Annotated in this window: 19 protein-coding genes and 1 pseudogene; 14 read left to right on the forward strand and 6 right to left on the reverse strand. The window is 61.5% G+C overall.

From position 1 onward, the window contains the following. The first annotated feature begins 100 nt into the window (after window positions 1–100). The 4 genes and pseudogenes from cobG to cobJ all read left to right on the forward strand — a co-directional run. A complete protein-coding gene (gene cobG, locus DUT91_RS08925; protein ID WP_114440007.1) occupies window positions 101–1459 on the forward strand; it encodes a precorrin-3B synthase in 1359 nt (452 codons plus the stop codon). A gap of 23 nt (window positions 1460–1482) precedes the next feature. Next, window positions 1483–2109 (forward strand): precorrin-8X methylmutase, encoded by a 627-nt coding sequence (locus DUT91_RS08930; protein ID WP_114440008.1) that lies wholly within the window; start codon window positions 1483–1485, stop codon window positions 2107–2109. Continuing rightward, on the forward strand, window positions 2109–2840 hold the full coding sequence (locus tag DUT91_RS08935; RefSeq protein WP_114440009.1) for a precorrin-2 C(20)-methyltransferase: 732 nt from the start codon (window positions 2109–2111) through the stop codon (window positions 2838–2840). The genes DUT91_RS08930 and DUT91_RS08935 overlap by 1 nt, the downstream gene beginning before the upstream one ends. Before the next feature lie 149 nt (window positions 2841–2989). Then, window positions 2990–4258, forward strand: a pseudogene (gene cobJ, locus DUT91_RS08940) (precorrin-3B C(17)-methyltransferase); the annotation flags it as partial. Window positions 4259–4342: 84 nt separating this feature from the next. Here cobJ and DUT91_RS08945 read toward each other — a convergent pair. From DUT91_RS08945 to DUT91_RS08955, 3 genes are all read right to left on the reverse strand, one after another. Beyond that, a complete protein-coding gene (locus DUT91_RS08945) occupies window positions 4343–4795 on the reverse strand; it encodes a hypothetical protein (protein WP_425373764.1) in 453 nt (150 codons plus the stop codon). Window positions 4796–4909: 114 nt separating this feature from the next. Continuing rightward, entirely contained in the window at window positions 4910–5794 is an 885-nt protein-coding gene (locus DUT91_RS08950; protein ID WP_114440011.1) for an alpha/beta hydrolase family protein, read from the reverse strand. A 27-nt stretch (window positions 5795–5821) separates the two neighbouring features. Continuing rightward, window positions 5822–6277 (reverse strand): flavin reductase family protein, encoded by a 456-nt coding sequence (locus DUT91_RS08955; protein WP_245419661.1) that lies wholly within the window; start codon window positions 6275–6277, stop codon window positions 5822–5824. 302 nt (window positions 6278–6579) lie between these two features. On the opposite strand from DUT91_RS08955, the gene DUT91_RS08960 reads away from it, so the two are divergent. From DUT91_RS08960 to DUT91_RS08990, 7 genes are all read left to right on the forward strand, one after another. Then, window positions 6580–7593: an ABC transporter substrate-binding protein gene (locus DUT91_RS08960; RefSeq protein WP_245419639.1), complete on the forward strand. Its 1014-nt coding sequence runs from the start codon at window positions 6580–6582 to the stop codon at window positions 7591–7593. Continuing rightward, complete coding sequence (locus DUT91_RS08965; RefSeq protein WP_114440014.1) at window positions 7593–8606, forward strand: P1 family peptidase; 1014 nt, start codon at window positions 7593–7595, stop codon at window positions 8604–8606. The genes DUT91_RS08960 and DUT91_RS08965 overlap by 1 nt, the downstream gene beginning before the upstream one ends. Before the next feature lie 132 nt (window positions 8607–8738). After that, window positions 8739–9443, forward strand: coding sequence for a class I SAM-dependent methyltransferase (locus DUT91_RS08970; RefSeq protein ID WP_114440015.1), 705 nt, complete (start codon window positions 8739–8741; stop codon window positions 9441–9443). Window positions 9444–9522: 79 nt separating this feature from the next. Further along, complete coding sequence (rpe, locus tag DUT91_RS08975) at window positions 9523–10215, forward strand: ribulose-phosphate 3-epimerase (RefSeq protein ID WP_114440016.1); 693 nt, start codon at window positions 9523–9525, stop codon at window positions 10213–10215. Between the two features lie 5 nt (window positions 10216–10220). Beyond that, window positions 10221–10955, forward strand: coding sequence for a DUF2259 domain-containing protein (locus DUT91_RS08980; RefSeq protein WP_114440017.1), 735 nt, complete (start codon window positions 10221–10223; stop codon window positions 10953–10955). An 89-nt stretch (window positions 10956–11044) separates the two neighbouring features. After that, window positions 11045–12346 (forward strand): adenylosuccinate lyase, encoded by a 1302-nt coding sequence (purB, locus tag DUT91_RS08985; RefSeq protein ID WP_114440018.1) that lies wholly within the window; start codon window positions 11045–11047, stop codon window positions 12344–12346. Between the two features lie 15 nt (window positions 12347–12361). Next, complete coding sequence (locus DUT91_RS08990; RefSeq protein WP_114440019.1) at window positions 12362–13240, forward strand: EamA family transporter; 879 nt, start codon at window positions 12362–12364, stop codon at window positions 13238–13240. Here the strand turns inward: DUT91_RS08990 and DUT91_RS08995 are convergent. Then, window positions 13221–14072, reverse strand: coding sequence for a VOC family protein (locus DUT91_RS08995; protein WP_114440020.1), 852 nt, complete (start codon window positions 14070–14072; stop codon window positions 13221–13223). The two genes, DUT91_RS08990 and DUT91_RS08995, sit on opposite strands and share 20 nt — an antisense overlap. Before the next feature lie 100 nt (window positions 14073–14172). Between DUT91_RS08995 and DUT91_RS09000 the strand changes: the two genes are divergently transcribed. Further along, entirely contained in the window at window positions 14173–14721 is a 549-nt protein-coding gene (locus DUT91_RS09000; RefSeq protein ID WP_114440021.1) for an RBBP9/YdeN family alpha/beta hydrolase, read from the forward strand. A gap of 5 nt (window positions 14722–14726) precedes the next feature. Here the strand turns inward: DUT91_RS09000 and DUT91_RS09005 are convergent, their stop codons facing one another. Beyond that, complete coding sequence (locus tag DUT91_RS09005) at window positions 14727–15488, reverse strand: HpcH/HpaI aldolase family protein (protein ID WP_114440022.1); 762 nt, start codon at window positions 15486–15488, stop codon at window positions 14727–14729. Between the two features lie 113 nt (window positions 15489–15601). Beyond that, window positions 15602–15925: a DUF1476 domain-containing protein gene (locus DUT91_RS09010; RefSeq protein ID WP_114440023.1), complete on the reverse strand. Its 324-nt coding sequence runs from the start codon at window positions 15923–15925 to the stop codon at window positions 15602–15604. 256 nt (window positions 15926–16181) lie between these two features. Between DUT91_RS09010 and purC the strand changes: the two genes are divergently transcribed. Together purC and purS are read left to right on the forward strand one after the other, a co-directional pair. Then, window positions 16182–16946 (forward strand): phosphoribosylaminoimidazolesuccinocarboxamide synthase, encoded by a 765-nt coding sequence (purC, locus tag DUT91_RS09015; RefSeq protein ID WP_114440024.1) that lies wholly within the window; start codon window positions 16182–16184, stop codon window positions 16944–16946. A 78-nt stretch (window positions 16947–17024) separates the two neighbouring features. Beyond that, the gene (gene purS / locus DUT91_RS09020; RefSeq protein ID WP_114440025.1) at window positions 17025–17267 is read left to right on the forward strand and encodes a phosphoribosylformylglycinamidine synthase subunit PurS; all 243 of its coding nucleotides are present in this window, start codon (window positions 17025–17027) and stop codon (window positions 17265–17267) included. Window positions 17268–17416 lie beyond the last annotated feature (149 nt).

The following is a 17416-nucleotide window of genomic DNA, read 5'->3' on the forward strand; positions in this document are numbered from 1 at the left end:
CCGTTGTTTTGTTTCGGATAGACGTTGATTTGTCGTTGATACGGTTTGGCTGTGGCGAGGGCAAGCGGGGCGGCGTATAAAGGCCCGGATGGAATTTCGAATGAAGAATAGCACCGTGCAAAATATCGCACCCAAAGCCGATAGAGCACAAAGGCGATCCGCCTGCCCCGGCCTTTTCCGCATGAATCAGGCGGCGGACGGACATATCTGCCGCGTCAAGCTCTCCTGCGGCCGGCTTGTCGCGGATCAGGCGCGGACAATCTCCGATGTCGCGGATAGATATGGCAACGGCATCGTCGAGATCACCAATCGCGCCAATCTGCAACTGCGTGGGATTGACGAAAACGATTCCGATCAGGTGATTATGGCGCTTACGGGAGCCGGTCTCGGCCCTCTCGTCCCCGAGGGCGACGACGTCCGCAATGTCATGGTCAATCCGACCGCCGGTATCGACGAGGCCCAGACCTTCGACACCATCCCGCTTGCCGAACGATTGCTGGAAACACTGCAGATAACACCAGCCTACTATGCACTTTCGCCGAAATTCTCTCTCCTCCTCGATGGCGGCGAGGCCTGCGCCATAGTCCGGCACACCAGCGATATCTGGCTTGCGGCGACACAGGATGGCGAACACTTCGCCTTCGGCCTCGCCTCCTGCCCTCCGGTTGCGGTGGACGATCAGCCCGCCCTCGGCATGGTCGCTGCCGAAAATTCCACTGCGCTCGTCACCAGCCTCCTCGATCTCTTCCTGGAATTGAGCGCAGAACGAGCGGGCGTCGCTCGCATGAAGCATCTTCTGGCTGAAATGCCGGTATCGGACATTCTCGAAAGGCTCCGCCTTCGCCTGGCTTTCCCGGTGGAACACGCGTCAGACTGGCGCCGCGCCGCGCCGCGCCCTTTCGCGCATTTGGGCAGCCATCGCCAGCGACAGCAAGGTTTCGCCTATGCCGGTGCAGCCGCACCGCTCGGACGGCTTACCCCGGAGAACCTGCGCGCGCTGGCCGATCTCGCCACCGAAGCCAATGGCGGACAGATCCGGCTGACCCCATGGCAAAGCGTACTTCTGCCCGATCTCACTACCGACCGCGCCGACGATATTCTCAGGCGGATGCATCCCATCGGCCTCGCCAGCGATCCCGCCGATCCGCTTGCCTCGATGATCGCCTGCTCCGGCTCGAATGGCTGCGCCTCTGCATTTGCCGACACCCAGGCCGATGGCGCAAAGCTGGCGAAACTATTGAAGAACGGCAAGGCAGCGCCGGTTCACCTGACCGGCTGCGCCAAATCCTGCGCCTCCATCCGCCCTGCCCCGGCCACGCTGGTCGCCGTGTCGCCCGGGCGTTATGACCTCTTTTTGCGCGCCACGGCTGGACCATCGCGCTTTGGACGGCTATTGGCGGCGAACATCACAATCGAGGAAGCGGGGCGCTTGCTGGACAAGCGTCTATCCCCTTCCTGACAAAAAACATGCCGGGAGCGCCCATGCTTGACTACATCAAAGACGGCCAGCAGATCTATGACCGTTCCTTCTCGATCATCCGCGCCGAAGCGGACCTTTCCCGCATTCCCGCAGATCTGGAAAAGCTCGCCGTGCGTGTCGCCCATGCGAGCGGCATGGTGGACGTGGTCGATGATCTGATCTTCTCGCAAGGCGCGGGCGAAGCCGGGCGGAAAGCGCTCGCCGCCGGGGCTTCGATCCTCTGTGATGCGCGCATGGTGGCCGAGGGCGTCACGCGCGCGCGCCTGCCCGCCGGTAACGAGGTCATCTGCACGCTTTCTGATCCTTCCGTGCCGCAATTGGCGAAAGAGCTTGGCAATACCCGCTCCGCCGTCGCACTCGAACTCTGGCGGCCCTATCTGGCAGGCAGTGTTGTCGCCATCGGCAATGCGCCGACGGCGCTGTTCCGCCTGCTCGAAATGCTCGATGAAGGCGCGCCGAAACCGGCGCTGATCCTCGGCTTCCCCGTCGGCTTCGTCGGCGCGGCGGAATCGAAGGATGCGCTTGCCGAAGACAGCCGTGGCGTTCCCTTCGTCATCGTACGCGGACGGCGCGGCGGCAGCGCCATGGCGGCGGCCGCGATCAATGCGCTTGCCACGGAGCGCGAATGATGGCCAGACCCGGACGGCTTTTCGGTCTGGGCGTCGGCCCCGGCGACCCTGAACTCATCACGCTGAAGGCCCTGAAACGCCTGAAGGCTGCACCGGTCGTGGCCTATCACGCGGCCAAGGGCAAGAAGGGCAACGCGCTGTCGATCGTCGAGGAATATCTGTCGCCGGAGCAGATCCTGGTGCCGCTCGTCTATCCCGTGACCACGGAGAAGCTGCCGCCGCATATGAATTACGAAGAAATCGTCAGCGATTTCTATGCCGAGATATCAGGCACGCTTGCCGCTCATCTCGACAGCGGCCGCGATGTCGCTGTGATCGCGGAGGGCGATCCGCTTTTCTACGGCTCCTTCATGTATATTCATGACCGGCTGGCGCATCGCTACGAGACCGAGGTGGTGCCGGGCGTCTGCTCGTTTCTCGGTGCCGCCGCCGTCCTCGGTGCGCCGGTCGCCTATCGCAACCAGACGCTCACCATTCTATCCGGCGTTCTCGACGCCGGCGAGTTAAAGCGTCGTCTTGCCGATACGGAAGCCGCGGTCATCATGAAGCTCGGCCAGAATTTTTGTAAGGTGCGCGGCGTTCTGGAGGGACTTGGTCTGATCGACCGCGCGCTCTACGTCGAGCGGGCCACGATGGCAGCGCAGCGTATCCTGCCGCTCGCCGAAGTGGACCCGGATAAATCGCCCTATTTCTCGCTGATCCTCGTGCCCGGCCAGAAGTGGAACGGCTGATGCATCGCGAAGAGATCGCCCGCCCCGCCATATTGGTGTTGGGCGAAAACAGCATCGAAACCGCCGAACGCATCAGGTCGGCTCTTGGCGAAGCGGACATTTTCGGGCTTCAGTCGCGCGTCGAAAAGGCGGATATCCCGTTTTCGGATTTCGGCGGCGCGCTGCGCGACCTCTATGAGGCTGGGCGTCCAATCATCGCCATCTGCGCCGCAGGCATCGTCATACGGGCGCTGGCGCGGCTTCTGGAGGACAAGCGGGCGGAACCGCCTGTCCTGGCCGTCGCGGAAGACGGCAGCGCCGTGGTGCCGCTCCTGGGGGGCTTGAGCGGCGTCAACGATCTGGCGCGGCGCATCGCCGCCGCATTCAATGTTGTCCCCGCCATCACCACGACAGGGGAACTGCGCTTCGGCACCAATCTGCTGCATCCCCCCGCAGGCTATACGCTGGCTAATCCCGAGGCCGGCAAGAAATTCATCTCCGATCTCCTGTCAGGTGAAAAGGTGAGACTCGTCGGGGACGCGCCATGGATATCCAACGCAAGATTGCCGTTTGATCCGGACGCCACGCTGACCATCACCGTGACCGATGAAAGCCGCGAGCCGGAGGCCGACGAACTTCTCTATCTCGTCTCGACAGGCCACAAGCGCGGTCGGCTCGCCGTGATTGGGCTCGGGCCGGGCGATCCCCTCCTGATGCCCCCCGCCGTTCGCCAGGAGCTTCAGCGCGCCGAGGATATTCTGGGTTACGAGACCTATGTGCGCATGGCCGGTCCCTTCAGGCCGGATCAGGTGCAGCATATGACAGACAACCGCGAGGAGATGCATCGCGCGCGCCATGCTTTCGAACTGGCGGCCTCCGGCCGTTCGGTCGCGATGGTCTCGTCGGGCGATCCCGGCATCTTCGCCATGGCGGCGGCGGTCCTGGAAGCGCTGCATGAATCCGGCGATCCCGCATGGCATGGCGTCGAGCTTGTGATTCTCCCCGGCATATCCGCCGCAATGGCCGCCGCCGCCCGTATCGGCGCGCCGCTCGGCCATGATTTCTGCATTCTGTCCCTCTCCGACAATCTGAAGCCCTGGTCCGTCATCGAGCAGCGGCTCGACCTTGCCGCGCGCGCCGATTTCGCCATGGCGTTCTATAATCCGATCTCCAAGGCCCGCCCCTGGCAACTCGGACAGGCGCTCGACATCATCCGCAGGTATCGCGAGCCGCAGACGCCTGTCGTACTCGGACGCGATGTCGGCAGACCGGGTGAAAAGGTTTCGGCAACGAGCCTGGGCGAATTGACGCCCGATCAGGTCGACATGCGCACCGTCGTCATCATCGGCTCATCGACGACGCAGCGCTTTGGTAGGAACGATGGCAGCGAGTGGGTCTATACGCCGCGCTGGTACGGCGAAGGCCGCCCAACGTCCTGAAAATCATGAAGTCATGCTTCAGAAACAGCAAAAAGGCGGGACTTCGTCCCGCCTTTTCCCAAATCTCACTAAAAAACAGCCGTTTTAGCTGTTCTTTTTCTTCTTGTTCATAGCCGGCTTGGCCGCCGGAGCCATATCGCGCTTGCGCGCGGCTTCCTCGGCTGCAGCCTGGTCGGCGCTCTTCGGCGAGGTATCGACGACCGAGCGCACAGTTCCGCTCGAGCTGACCGTGCAGAGCGCAGTGCGCAAATCGACCTTCAGGCTGACCGCCGTGTTGTCGCCTGCCGAGCGTGAATCGACGGCTGAGATAGCGCTTTCCGGCAGGAAATATTTGTCGGCCGCCGCCGCAATGCAGGGACGGGCAAGTTCCGGATCTACCTGCGTGCGCAACGGCTGCGGCATGAAACGTGGCAAGGGATTGATCGTCGGCCTCGAAGACGTGGAAGACGGCTCCCCCGACGTAATCGCGCAGGCCCCAAGCGGCGCCAGCATGGTTAACAGGAGAATACGTGTCCCGGTCCGGACGCAAGCACGCATGGCTTAAACCTCATAAGCGATGGAAATTGATATAAGCCCGGAAACTATTCGGTTTTCCCCGATTGTCGAGTGGTGTGGCAGCCACAGGAGAAGATTTTCGAATCACTCCACAACCTATTTGGGCTGCGCGCCCAGTATCCAGTTTATCGCACCGCGCCAATCGGTCATCCGGATCGGCGTTCCGTGATTTCCGGTCTCGAATCGGTGAAAGCGGACGGGATAACCGGGCGCGGCCTTGCGGATCCCGCGATAAAAGGCCTCCTGCTTCTCCACGGGGAAAACAGGATCGCGGCTACCATGGCCGAAGAATACGGGAACTCGCCGCTTGAAGGCCGGCGAAGACAGGAAAGCGTCGTCCCAGAGTGAGCCGAGAAGAATGAGACCCGATAGATCCCGCGCGACCGCTGGATCGCTCGCCATGCGCCAGCACAGCGCCCCACCCGCCGAGCCGCAGGCTACGATGATAGGTGCGCGGGGCGACGATGCCTTTGCCTGCGCGATCAATCCGGCGATCTCCGCCTCGCCCTTGTCGGCGAAATCGCTGAAATCCGGCGAGAGATAAAGCCCGCCGTTCCGCGCCATCAAATTCTTCAGCCGGTTGAAATTGCCGCCGAAGGTATAGTCGTTCATGCCCTGCAGCCGGTTGCCGCCCTGCCCGTGCAGGTAAATGACGATGACCGAAGCATTGCCCGCGATCTTGCCCACCGCCAGCGCCTTCACCGGTCCCGCCTGAGTCTTGATGGTCAGATCTTTCTGCGAACGCCTCGGCGTTAATGAGACATAGGCGTCCTTGACCCGTTTCTCCGGCGTCGCATCGCGCCCGTTGATATCGCGCATCTCGGAATAATCGACGACGAGATAATCCTCATTGTCGGCAGTTTTCAAAATGCCGGGATATGCAAAATAATCATCCTTGTAGGGTGCGAGCTGAGCCTGGGCCGGAACCGGCAGGAGCAAAAGACAGAGTGCCGCCAGAAACACCTTCGGTTCAATCTTCATGCTCCCCCTCCCGTACGTTTCAGGCGCTTACAAATCCAGCGCGTGATAGCGGCGGTTGAGATAGACCAGCGCTTGGTCGTGCTCGCCCATCCTGAGACCAACGACCTCGCCGAACAGCACATGGTGCGTCGCGTGGTCCTGCTGGCTCACGAGGCGGCAGTCGAAAACGGCAAGCGCGTCCTTGAGCACCGGTGCGCCGCTCTGCAGCGTCTCCCATTTGCCCAGCGCGAAACGCTCGTCCTGCGACAACGCCAGCCGGCCCGAAAACGCTTCCGAAAGCGGTCGATGTTCCGCCGCCAGCGTGTTGAGCGCAAAGACGCCATTTTCGATGAAGAGCCTGTTCTGCTCATGCCCGCGCAAGAGACAGATCAGTACCGTTGCCGGATCGTCCGAAACCGAGCAAGTCGCGGAGATCGTCACACCGCGCCGCCCGGCAGTACCATCCGTCGTCGCCACATGCACGGCGCCGGCAAAGTGGCTCATGGCATTGCGATAGGAAAGTGGATCGATGACAGGCGTCTTCTGCGTATTGTCCTTCACGTAGAGCACGTTTTCACTTTCATGGTCTGTGGGCATGGTCTGTAAGGTCTGCGGGGCATGCCTCTCGGTATGTGCTTCTGAACATAAGCGTTTGGCATTGCACAGTCGAACGGAAACCGCTACCCGCTTACATAGTGAACTTTAGGGACTAACAAAGCCGAATGAAGCATTTAACGCTTCTCCGAACGATGTTTTTGAGCCTTGCTCTATCTTTTCCGGCTGTGACGTCCGCTGCCGCGGTGGACATGCGTGTGGGCGTTGCGGCGCCGCTCTCCGGTCCTTTCGCGCTTCTGGGACAGCAATTGAGTGACGGCGCGCATCTCGCGACGACGATGGCGCCCCCCGGAACGACGGCCACGCCCATTGTCGTCGATGACAAATGTTCGGCGGAGGGCGGAGCCGCGGCAGCAGAGACATTCATCAAGGCAGGAGTCCGGATCGTCACCGGCTTTTTCTGCACCGAAGCACTGGAGGCGGCGCTACCGCTCCTTGCCGAAAAAAACATTCCCGTCCTCACCCCTTCCATCCGCGAACGTGGTCTGACTGAAAGACGCGCGAAAGAGCCCCTGCCCGTCTTCCGCCTCGCCCTGCCGAGCGACCGGGAGGCCGCCGCAGCCGGTGAAATCCTTGCCAATCACTGGCGCGACAAGCCTTTCGCCATCATCGATGATGGGACGATCCGTGGGCGCGAACTGGCGCATGGCGTTCGCACCGCCATCGAGGCGAAAGGACTGAAACCCGTCTATACCGACACCTACCGCCCGGGTCTCGACAACCAGAGCGCGCTCGTGGCGCTTCTGCGGCGCGCCGGCGCCACCCAAGTCTTCATCGGTGGCGAGCGCGGCGACGCGGCGGCAATCGCCAGTGCCGCCGCCAAGCTGAACTATCCGCTGGAAATCGCCAGCGACGAAGCGCTGAGAGCCGCATCCGGCGGCGTAGACCTGGCGCCCGGCACATTGATGATCGCCGCGCCGGAGGCTGAAACCCTTCCCTCGGCGGCGCCGGCCGTGGCCGCGATCCGCGGCGCCGGACGACCGGTCGAGGGCTATGCCGTGCCGGGATATGCCTCCCTGCAGATCGCCATGGAGGCGGTCATGGCGGCGGAGGCGGGAAAGCAGCCGGCGCTGGCTATACTGCGCAGCAGGACATTCACGACCGTACTCGGCGAGATACGTTTCGATGAAAGCGGCAACCGGAGCGACAATCCCTATAGGCTGTTCCGCTATGACGGCAGCCGTTTCATACCAGAGGCGCAGTGATGGCGCTGAGACCCGGACCACGCAATCTCCTCACCGATGTCGAGGGTCTGCGTGTCGGCAACGCCGGGGACCAGCATATCAAGAGTGGTGTCACCGCCATCCTTTGCGACAGGCCTGCTACCGCCGCCGTACAGGTTTTGGGCGGCGCTCCGGGCACCCGCGAGACAGATCTTCTGGAGCCGCAGAATATCGTCGAGACGATCAACGCGCTGGTCCTGTCGGGCGGCTCCGCCTTCGGCCTTGATGCGGCTTCCGGCGTGCAGGCGGCATTGCGGGAGCGCGGCATCGGCTTCGAGGTCGGCGGACATCGCATCCCCATCGTCCCCGCCGCCATCCTCTTCGACCTGAGAAATGGCGGCGACAAGGCCTGGGGCCGCTATCCGCCCTATCGCGAGCTCGGCTACGAAGCCGTGGCAAACGCCGCGCAGGATTTTGCCATCGGCACGGCGGGCGCCGGTATCGGCGCGCTCGTCAGCGGATTGAAGGGCGGGCTCGGCTCCGCCTCCACCATTCTCGACAGCGGTATCACGATCGGCGCGCTTGCCGCCGTCAACGCGATCGGCTCGGTCACGGTGGGCCGAAGCCGTCATTTCTGGGCCGCGCCCTTCGAAATGGATGCCGAATTCGGCGGCCTCGGCCTGCCGCATCCCCTGCCCGCGGACGCCGCCGGGGTCGCGCTCAAATTCCGCGATGCCACGCCGCTCGAAAACACCACCATCGCCGTCATCGCCACCGACGCCGTCCTGACCAAGGCGCAGGCCAAGCGTCTCGCCGTATCGGCCCATGACGGCTTTGCCCGCGCGATCTGGCCAGCACATACGCCCTTCGACGGCGATCTGGTCTTCGCGCTGGCAACGGGAACAAGTGGCACCTCGCCACAACTCGACGATTTCATCGACCTCTGCGCCGCCGCCGCCTCGACCATGGCCCGCGCCATCGCGCGCGGCGTCTTCGCGGCGCAATCGGCGGCCGGAGACTTGTTTCCGGCATGGACCAGCCGGAACGGCAGGTAAATTTTCCCGGCGGACGCATATTGTGCCCGATCGACATCGCGAGACCCGCCTCATTTACCTTCCGGCAAATATTTCTCCCCAAAAGTCTCCCTGATAACTATATGGGACGGGCAACGAGAGAAAGTGAATGCAATGTCTGACGACAAGCGCGCCGCCGCCGAGGATACCAAGACCAGAAATCCCTATACGGACCGCACGAGCATGGAGTTCAATTTCCGCGCGCGCCGCTTCGCCAAAGTACAGGCCCTTATCGAAGATGCGCTGAAGGAGCGCGGCGAAGCACGCATTCTCGATCTTGGCGGCACCGAAACCTATTGGCTGATTGGCGAGGATTTCATCAATCGCAACAAGCACCGCATCAAGATCACAATGGTCAATCTGGAGCAGGAGCCGGTACGCGATACCGCCCTTTTCACATCTCTGGCAGGCGATGCCGCAAGCCCTGACCTTCTTGCCGGCCAGGAGTTTGATGTCGTCCACTCCAATTCGGTGATCGAGCATGTCGGCGACTGGAACCGAATGATCCAGTTCGCCGAGAACACCAGGCGCCTCGCCAAGCGCTATTATGTGCAGACGCCGAACTACTGGTTTCCCTACGAGCCGCATTTCCGCACCCCGGGATTCCAGTATCTTCCCGAAAGTGTTCGGATAGCGCTCATTCAGCGCGTTCCCCTCGGCTTCTTCAAACGTATCGACAATTACGAGGAAGCGCGCGACATCATCAAGCACCACAGCATCATCTCGACCCGCCAGATGCGGTTCCTCTTCAAGGACGCCGTAATCACCCATGAAAAGATGATGGGACTGAACAAATCCATTATCGCGGTCCGGGCGTAACGACCGCCACGCCATTGCCGGTTGAAGCCGGCCTGCGCCGTGTGGTAACGGCGCAGGTAATTCTTTCCCGGAGTGCACCATGCCGCGTCCCCTCGTTATTTCGCCCTCGATCCTCGCTTCGGATTTCTCGAAGCTTGGCCAGGAAGTCCGCGATGTCCTCGATGCGGGCGCAGACTGGATCCATATCGACGTTATGGACGGGCATTTCGTGCCCAATATCACCTTCGGCCCCGAGGTGGTGAAGGCGATACGCCCGCTCACCACAGCCGTCTTCGACACGCATCTGATGATCGCGCCCTGCGATCCCTATCTCGAAGCCTTCGCCAAGGCGGGCTCGGACATCATCACCATCCACGCCGAGGCGGGCCCGCATCTCCACCGTTCGCTGCAGACGATCCGCGCCCTCGGCAAGAAAGCCGGCGTTGCGCTCAATCCGGCAACGCCTGAATCGGTCATCGAATATGTGCTCGACGATATCGACCTGATCCTCGTCATGACCGTCAATCCGGGCTTCGGTGGGCAGAAATTCATCCCCGCCACGCTTGACAAGATCCGCCGTATTAAGGCCCTGATAGGCGATCGGCCGATCGACATCGAAGTGGACGGCGGGATCACCGCGGAAACGGCCGCCTCAGTGGGTCGGGCCGGCGCGAACGTGCTCGTCGCAGGCTCCGCGATCTACAAGGCCAGTTCTGGGGCAAGCTCCGTCGAGTCCTACCGCGCCAATGTCGACGCCATCCGCGCGGCGGCATCGAACGCAGGGAAGGGATAACGTGAATGCGGACCAATCTCGCCGCCTTGGCTCTCCTGGTTTCAGGAGCCTGTGCCGCCCATGCCGGAGACGCGGCAAGCCTTGATATAATTGGCTTTTCCAAGGACGGCGGGATATTCGCCTTTGAGGAGTCCGGCATCCAGGACGGCTCTGGCTTTCCTTATGCAAACCGTTTCTATATCTCGACGGAAAATGACAGCTTCCTGCCTGGAACGCCGGTGCGCATAGTGATCGACCGCGACGACGCGACGATCGATGAGGCGCGCCGGGAAGCGCGCGGCAAGGGCGAGACGGCAGCGCATGTCGGCGACGACGAGCTTCGCGCCCATGCCGGTAAAACCGTCGCCTCCAACCCGGTGACCGAGCTTTCCGCCGATCCGTTCCGCGTCGTCGTCAATCCCCGCCCGGTCTTCCCGGCCATCGACGCGCCGCTTGAATACCGTCTGAGCGAAATTCCGCTGGCCCCGCCTGCACCATGCAAGGATTTGAGCGCGGATTTGGGCGAGATGAAGGGTTTTCGCCTCGTGGAAATCGACCCCGCGCCGAACGGGAAGACCCGATTGCTGCATGAGGACAAGAACATCCCGGCAAGCCGCGCCTGCCCGCTGGGCTATAGCATCGGCGCCGTGCAAATCACCCATGACGTGCAGGGGCCGCCTGCTGGCGCGATCCTCGTAGCGGTGCGCAGTATCGGCTTCGAGGGCCCCAATCATCGCTGGCTCGCCGTCACGAAACGCTAGCGCCTCGGCCCGAAGACATAATACGTTGAGTGATCACCTCGCGTCTGTTATTGCCCACGGCAGACAGGTTCCCGCTACAGGAAGAAAACATGATCCCGCGCTATTCGCGGCCGGAAATGGTCGCCATCTGGTCTCCCGAAACGAAATTCCGCATCTGGTTCGAGATCGAGGCCCATGCCTGCGATGCGCTTGCCGAGCTGGGCGTCATCCCCAGGGAATCGGCGAGGACGATCTGGGAAAAAGGCGGCAAGGCCGAGTTCGATATCGACCGCATCGATGAGATCGAGCGCGAAACCAAGCATGATGTCATCGCCTTCCTGACCCACCTTGCGGAATTCGTCGGCCCGGATTCGCGCTTCGTGCACCAGGGCATGACCTCCTCCGACGTGCTGGATACGACGTTCAACGTTCAGCTCGTCCGCGCCGCCGATCTCCTCATCGCCGACATGGATCGCGTGCTGGCCGCGCTGAAAAAGCGCGCCTTCGAGCACAAGGATACGGTGCGCATCGGCCGCAGCCACGGCATCCATGCCGAGCCGATTACGATGGGGCTGACCTTTGCGCGCTTCTATGCCGAGATGGAGCGCAACCGCGCCCGCCTCGTCGCAGCACGCGCCGAAATCGCCACCGGCGCCATATCAGGCGCGGTCGGCACCTTCGCCAATATCGATCCGCGCGTCGAGGAACATGTCTGCGCTAAGCTCGGCCTTGAGCCGGAGCCGGTTTCCACGCAGGTGATCCCACGCGACCGTCACGCCATGTTCTTCGCAACGCTCGGCGTCATCGCCTCGTCGATCGAAAACATCGCCATCGAAATCCGCCATATGCAGCGTACCGAGGTGCTGGAGGCCGAAGAATTCTTCTCACCGGGCCAGAAGGGCTCGTCGGCCATGCCGCACAAGCGCAACCCGGTCCTGACCGAAAACCTGACCGGCCTCGCCCGTCTGGTGCGCATGTCGGTTATCCCGGCGATGGAAAACGTGGCGCTCTGGCACGAGCGCGACATCTCGCATTCGAGCGTCGAGCGCGCCATCGGTCCGGATACCACCATCACCCTCGATTTCGCGCTCAACCGTCTCGCGGGCGTGATCGAGAAGCTGGTGATCTATCCGGATAACATGCTCAAAAATATGAACAAATTCCGCGGCCTCATCCATTCGCAGCGTGTGCTTCTGGCACTCACCCAGGCCGGCGTCAGCCGCGAGGATTCCTACCGGCTCGTCCAGCGCAATGCCATGAAGGTATGGGAACAGGGCAAGGATTTTCTGGAAGAACTTCTCGCCGACCGGGATGTCCGCGCCGCCCTCTCGGAAGAACAGCTTCGCGAGAAGTTTGACCTGGGCTACCACACCAAGCATGTGGACACGATTTTCCGGCGAGTGTTCGGCTGAACGGGAGGCTTCCCCGTGCCGTTGAAGCATATCCTGCTCGCTATTCTCGTTGCAGCCTCTTATGGCTTCGCCTTCGTCGCTATCCAGGCAGGCGTCGGCGAGATACCGCCGCTCCTTCTGACCGGCTATCGCTTCTTCTTTGCCGCCGTGCCGCTGGTCTTCTTCGTCGGGCGTTCGGATGTGGGCGCGCACTGGCTGATCGCCTACGGCATGATGCAGGGTGTGGTCATGTTCGGTCTGCTGTTCGTGGCGATCTCTCTCGGCGCGCCGGCAGGACTTGCCTCCATCGTCGTGCAGATGCAGGTGTTCTTCACCATTCTCATCTCGGCCGTCCTCTTCGGCGAACGGCCGGGCCCGGCGCAGATTGCCGGCGCCGCGGTTGCGCTCGCCGGCATCGGTCTTATCGGCTGGTCGAGGGTCGAAAGCGCGCCGCTCATGCCGTTCCTCCTCGTGCTTGTCTCGGCAGCCGCATGGGGCACTGCCAATGTCATCGCCAAGGCGGCCAAGCCCAAGAAAATGCTGCCCTTTGTGCTCTGGTCGTCGCTCGCCGCACCAGTGCCGCTGTTCGTCCTGTCGGCGATCTTCGAAGGCACGACATTCGGCTTGCCGCCGCATCTTCCCTCGCTCATCGGCTTCGGCTCGATTGCCTTTCTCGCCTGGCCGACGACCGTGTTTGCCTTCACCGCCTGGGTCTTCCTGCTGCGCAAATATCCGGCGGCCATGGTCACCCCGTTTGCGCTTTTGATCCCGGTCTTCGGCATGGGATCGACAGCGCTGGTCTTTGGCGAACGTCTTGGTCCTCAGGCGGCTCTTGGCTCGTTGCTGATCTTCTTCGGCCTGATGATCAATATATTCGGGCCGAGGATCATCCGTCTCAGGCCGCGACGGTTCTGATAGCGGTTCCCCACGGATCCTCGAAGGATTTCGACGTCCCGCCACGCGTGTCCTCAAGCTCTATCCATGCGAGCCCAGTGCGATCCCTGTCGCGCTTGCCGGCGCGCGGGCTTTGCCAGGAATTGGCGCCTATATGATGGTGATAGCCGCCGGTTGAAAGAAACACCGCCTTGTCGCCGTAGGTATGCACCGTGTCGAGGCCAAGCTCCCGGTGCCACCAGCTTTCCGCCTCGGCGGCATTCCCGACACGCAGATGCACATGGCCGATGACCGTATTCGCCGGCGCCCCACCCCATGCGCGCGTATCCCGCTCCAGTTCACCGAGCAGATCCGGCACATTCAATTGCCTGGTGGACATCGTGATCTCCGAACCGTTCCACTGCCATGCATCCTGCGGCCGGTCGGCATAGATCTCGATGCCGTTGCCTTCAGGATCGGTCAGGTAGATGGCCTCACTGACCAGATGGTCGGAAGCCCCCGATATCGGCAGATGCCGGTCGATCGCCTGTCGCGACCAGCGGGCGAGATCGCCGCGCGACGGCAGGAGAAATGCCGTGTGATACAATCCGGCGCTGCGCGGATCGTCCGGCCGGGCAGCGGAAAACTGTTCGATTTCAAGCAGCTCACGGTCGCCAGCGCCAAGCACGATAATGCTGCCGCGTCGCGCCATTTCCCTCAGGCCCACGATGTCCTGATAATAGGCGGCAAGGCTTTCGGCATCCTTTGCCTTCAATCCAACCTTGGCAACGCGGATCGGCGTTGTGACCGCGAAAGGTACGTCACTCATCTCTGTCTCCGTTCGTTGCAGCATAGATCGCCACAAACGCGGCATCGGACAAGGCGCCTTTCAGCGAACAAGCTGTTCACCGATCAAGCGCGAATGCTTCGACAAGCGTCTTGAAGACCAGGAAACAGCCCTTTAAATGAGAGCAATGAAAGTCAAAGACGCCGATATTCTCATCATCCCGGGCTATACCAATTCCGGCCCTGACCATTGGCAGACGCGATGGCAGGCGAAGCTGTCGACCGCCAGGCGCGTCGAGCAGGCGGAGTGGACCAAACCGGTACGCGAGGACTGGGTGGCCGAGGTTGTCAAGGCGGCCAACGAAGCGACAAATCCCATTGTCCTCGTTGCACACTCTCTGGGTGTCGCAACCGCGGTCCACGCCCTCCCCGAGATCAAGGACAAGGTGAAAGGGGCATTCTTCGTCGCGCCGCCCGATGTCGCCGACCCCACGATCAGGCCACGCCATCTTATGACGTTCGGCCCCTACCCGCGCGATCCCCTGCCGTTTCCATCGGTCACCATTGCCAGCCGCAACGATCCTTTCAGCCGCTATGAAGTGGCCGAAGAGATCGCCTCCGCCTGGGGATCACTCTTCATCGATGCCGGCGAATCCGGCCATATCAACGCCGAATCCGGCCATGGCCCGTGGCCGGAGGGTTCCATGGTCTTCGCGCAGTTCCTGTCGAGACTCTGAACTTTTCAGGCTTTGATCGCATCGACCAGCGCCTGTGCGCCCATCTGGATGTAGCTCGTGTCGTGCGAAACGGTGATGAAACGGTATCCGAGCGGGGCATAGCGCCGCGCAAATCCGGGATTGATCGCGTAAATACCCGCAAGCTTGCCGGCAGCCGCTGTCTTTCGGGCGATTTCCGTTAACGGTTCGACCAGCGCCTCGGAGCCCGGATTGGACTCGCGGCCATTGCTCCAGGCGATCGAGAAATCACTGGGCCCGACGAAAATCCCGTCAATGCCGCGCACGCCCAAAATACCGTCGAGCGCCTCGAACGCTGCCCGTGTCTCGATCATGGCAAAGGCGAGCGACTCGCGGTTGGCATTGGTCAGATAATCGTTCGACCCGCGCTCGCCGTAGCCGATATTGGCGCGCAACGGCCCCCAGGAACGTTCGCCGACCGGCGGATATTTCATGGAAGCCGCGAAACGCTGCGCATCCTCGACGCTGTTGATCATCGGCGCGATAACGGCTTCCGCGCCGAAATCGAGCGCGCGGCTCGCCATGTCGAAGCGTCCGACAGGAATCCGCACCACTGGCGGCTTGCCGAGCGCCAGGATGAGACCGAGGCCGCGCAGCACGCTTTGCTCGTCATGGCCGCCATGCTGCATGTCGAGCGTAACAGCATCGAACGCCGTCCGCGCCACCGCCTCGATCGTCAGCGGTTCCGGCAGGGCCGACCAGGCGGAGAGCAAGGTTTCACCTGAACGAAGACGGGAAGCAAGCGACATACTGTAAATCCTGCAGAAATCCATGAAGATGCGGGAGAACCTATGCGTCTCAACTGTTTAAGCCAACAAAAAACCGCCCCGAAAGGCGGTTTTGTCAGTTGCGATGCGAAAACTCAGTTTTCCTGGATCTGGCGAACCGCTTCGCGGAGAAGCTCTTCCATGGTGCGGCGAATCTGCTGATCGGTTTCCCCTACGCCGGCCGCATCGAAATCCCCGCGGACCTTGCGGAAAACGTCCTCGTCGCCCGCTTCCTCGAAGTCGGCCGCCACGACTTCCCTGGCATAGGCGGCGGCTTCATCGCCGGTTTTGCCCAGCTTCTCCGCAGCCCATAGGCCAAGAAGCTTGTTGCGCCGCGCCTCTGCCTTGAACTTCAATTCAGCATCATGGGCGAATTTGTTTTCGAAGGCATCCTTGCGATCGTCCATCCCGGTCATCATTTAACTCCAAGCGCTGGTTTTCTGTTTCCGAATCCGAGTTCGATATGGTGTCTCCTTGTCTAAATCAAAAGAGACGCGCAAGATCAATCGGAGATTGCCGCATAGACGACTCATGGGGCGACTCAGGAGCTTCCTAACGAAAAACGAGAGGAGCGGCGTAAAGCATGATTGTGAAAAGCGGCCATTTGCTATAGGTAGCGCGCGAACACTGCGGTCAGCGAGACCGTTCCGATAGGTCAGACATCTGGGAAAATCCATGAACCGTCGCCGCCGTATTTACGAGGGCAAGGGCAAGATTCTTTATGAAGGCCCCGAGCCTGGAACCTTGATTCAGTTCTTCAAGGACGACGCTACAGCTTTCAATAAAAAGAAGCATGAAGTGGTCGACGGGAAAGGCGTGCTCAACAACCGCATTTCCGAACACATATTCACCCAGCTCAACCGCATGGGCATTCCGACGCACTTCATCCGACGGCTCAACATGCGCGAGCAGTTGATCAAGGAAGTCGAGATCATCCCGCTCGAGGTCGTCGTCCGCAACGTCGCGGCCGGCTCGCTCTCCAAGCGGCTTGGCATCGAGGAAGGCACTGTCCTGCCTCGCTCGATCATCGAGTTCTACTACAAGGCCGATGCGTTGGACGATCCGATGGTGTCGGAAGAGCACATCACCGCCTTCGGCTGGGCCAGTCCGCAGGAAATCGACGACATCATGGCGCTCGCCATTCGCGTCAATGATTTCCTCTCCGGCCTGTTCCTCGGCGTCGGCATCCAACTCGTCGATTTCAAAATCGAGTGCGGACGCCTGTGGGAAGGCGACATGATGCGCATTGTCGTCGCCGACGAGATTTCGCCCGACTCGGCGCGGCTCTGGGATATCCAGACCAACGATAAGCTGGACAAGGACCGCTTCCGCCGTGACATGGGCGGCCTCGTCGAGGCCTATCAGGAAGTGGCGCGTCGTCTCGGCATCATGAACGAGAACGAGCCGCCCCGCCCTGTGGGCCCGGTTCTGGTCAAATAGGATATCCGGCCCCGAAGGCGAGATGCATTCGGGGCCGGCAATTTCAACTCCAAAGCAGAATTCCAGCAGGATAGCACAGTGATCAAGGCACGCGTCACCGTTACATTGAAGAACGGCGTTCTCGACCCCCAGGGCAAGGCCATCGTCGGCGCACTCGACAGCCTCGGATTCGAAGGCGTCAACGCCGTGCGCCAAGGCAAGGTCTTCGATGTCGAACTCGACACGAAGGACAAAAACGAGGCCGAAGCCCGCATCAAGGCGATGTGCGACAAGCTTCTCGCCAACACTGTGATCGAAGATTATAGTGTGGAGATCGCATAGAGGTTGCAATCTGGAGAGGTGCATGGCTGAGATCTCGCAAGACTTGCTCCATGAACTCCAGTCTGCGTGGCACCGTCGCCCATATTAAAAACCGTCTTGATCGTATCGATCTCCATGAATTGGCGGAAGCACAAGCAAGGTTTGAGCCG

This window comes from Paramesorhizobium salinisoli (assembly GCF_003335045.1).
Taxonomy (GTDB): Bacteria; Pseudomonadota; Alphaproteobacteria; order Rhizobiales; family Rhizobiaceae; genus Paramesorhizobium; species Paramesorhizobium salinisoli.

Coding starts and splice junctions, on each gene's coding strand:
- cobG (WP_114440007.1), top strand. CDS start 101: ATGAAGAATAGCACCGTGCAAAATATCGCACCCAAAGCCGATAGAGCA.
- DUT91_RS08930 (WP_114440008.1), top strand. CDS start 1,483: ATGCTTGACTACATCAAAGACGGCCAGCAGATCTATGACCGTTCCTTC.
- DUT91_RS08935 (WP_114440009.1), top strand. CDS start 2,109: ATGGCCAGACCCGGACGGCTTTTCGGTCTGGGCGTCGGCCCCGGCGAC.
- DUT91_RS08945 (WP_425373764.1), bottom strand. CDS start 4,795: ATGCGTGCTTGCGTCCGGACCGGGACACGTATTCTCCTGTTAACCATG.
- DUT91_RS08950 (WP_114440011.1), bottom strand. CDS start 5,794: ATGAAGATTGAACCGAAGGTGTTTCTGGCGGCACTCTGTCTTTTGCTC.
- DUT91_RS08955 (WP_245419661.1), bottom strand. CDS start 6,277: ATGAGCCACTTTGCCGGCGCCGTGCATGTGGCGACGACGGATGGTACT.
- DUT91_RS08960 (WP_245419639.1), top strand. CDS start 6,580: ATGCGTGTGGGCGTTGCGGCGCCGCTCTCCGGTCCTTTCGCGCTTCTG.
- DUT91_RS08965 (WP_114440014.1), top strand. CDS start 7,593: ATGGCGCTGAGACCCGGACCACGCAATCTCCTCACCGATGTCGAGGGT.
- DUT91_RS08970 (WP_114440015.1), top strand. CDS start 8,739: ATGTCTGACGACAAGCGCGCCGCCGCCGAGGATACCAAGACCAGAAAT.
- rpe (WP_114440016.1), top strand. CDS start 9,523: ATGCCGCGTCCCCTCGTTATTTCGCCCTCGATCCTCGCTTCGGATTTC.
- DUT91_RS08980 (WP_114440017.1), top strand. CDS start 10,221: ATGCGGACCAATCTCGCCGCCTTGGCTCTCCTGGTTTCAGGAGCCTGT.
- purB (WP_114440018.1), top strand. CDS start 11,045: ATGATCCCGCGCTATTCGCGGCCGGAAATGGTCGCCATCTGGTCTCCC.
- DUT91_RS08995 (WP_114440020.1), bottom strand. CDS start 14,072: ATGCCGCGTTTGTGGCGATCTATGCTGCAACGAACGGAGACAGAGATG.
- DUT91_RS09000 (WP_114440021.1), top strand. CDS start 14,173: ATGAAAGTCAAAGACGCCGATATTCTCATCATCCCGGGCTATACCAAT.
- DUT91_RS09005 (WP_114440022.1), bottom strand. CDS start 15,488: ATGTCGCTTGCTTCCCGTCTTCGTTCAGGTGAAACCTTGCTCTCCGCC.
- DUT91_RS09010 (WP_114440023.1), bottom strand. CDS start 15,925: ATGATGACCGGGATGGACGATCGCAAGGATGCCTTCGAAAACAAATTC.
- purC (WP_114440024.1), top strand. CDS start 16,182: ATGAACCGTCGCCGCCGTATTTACGAGGGCAAGGGCAAGATTCTTTAT.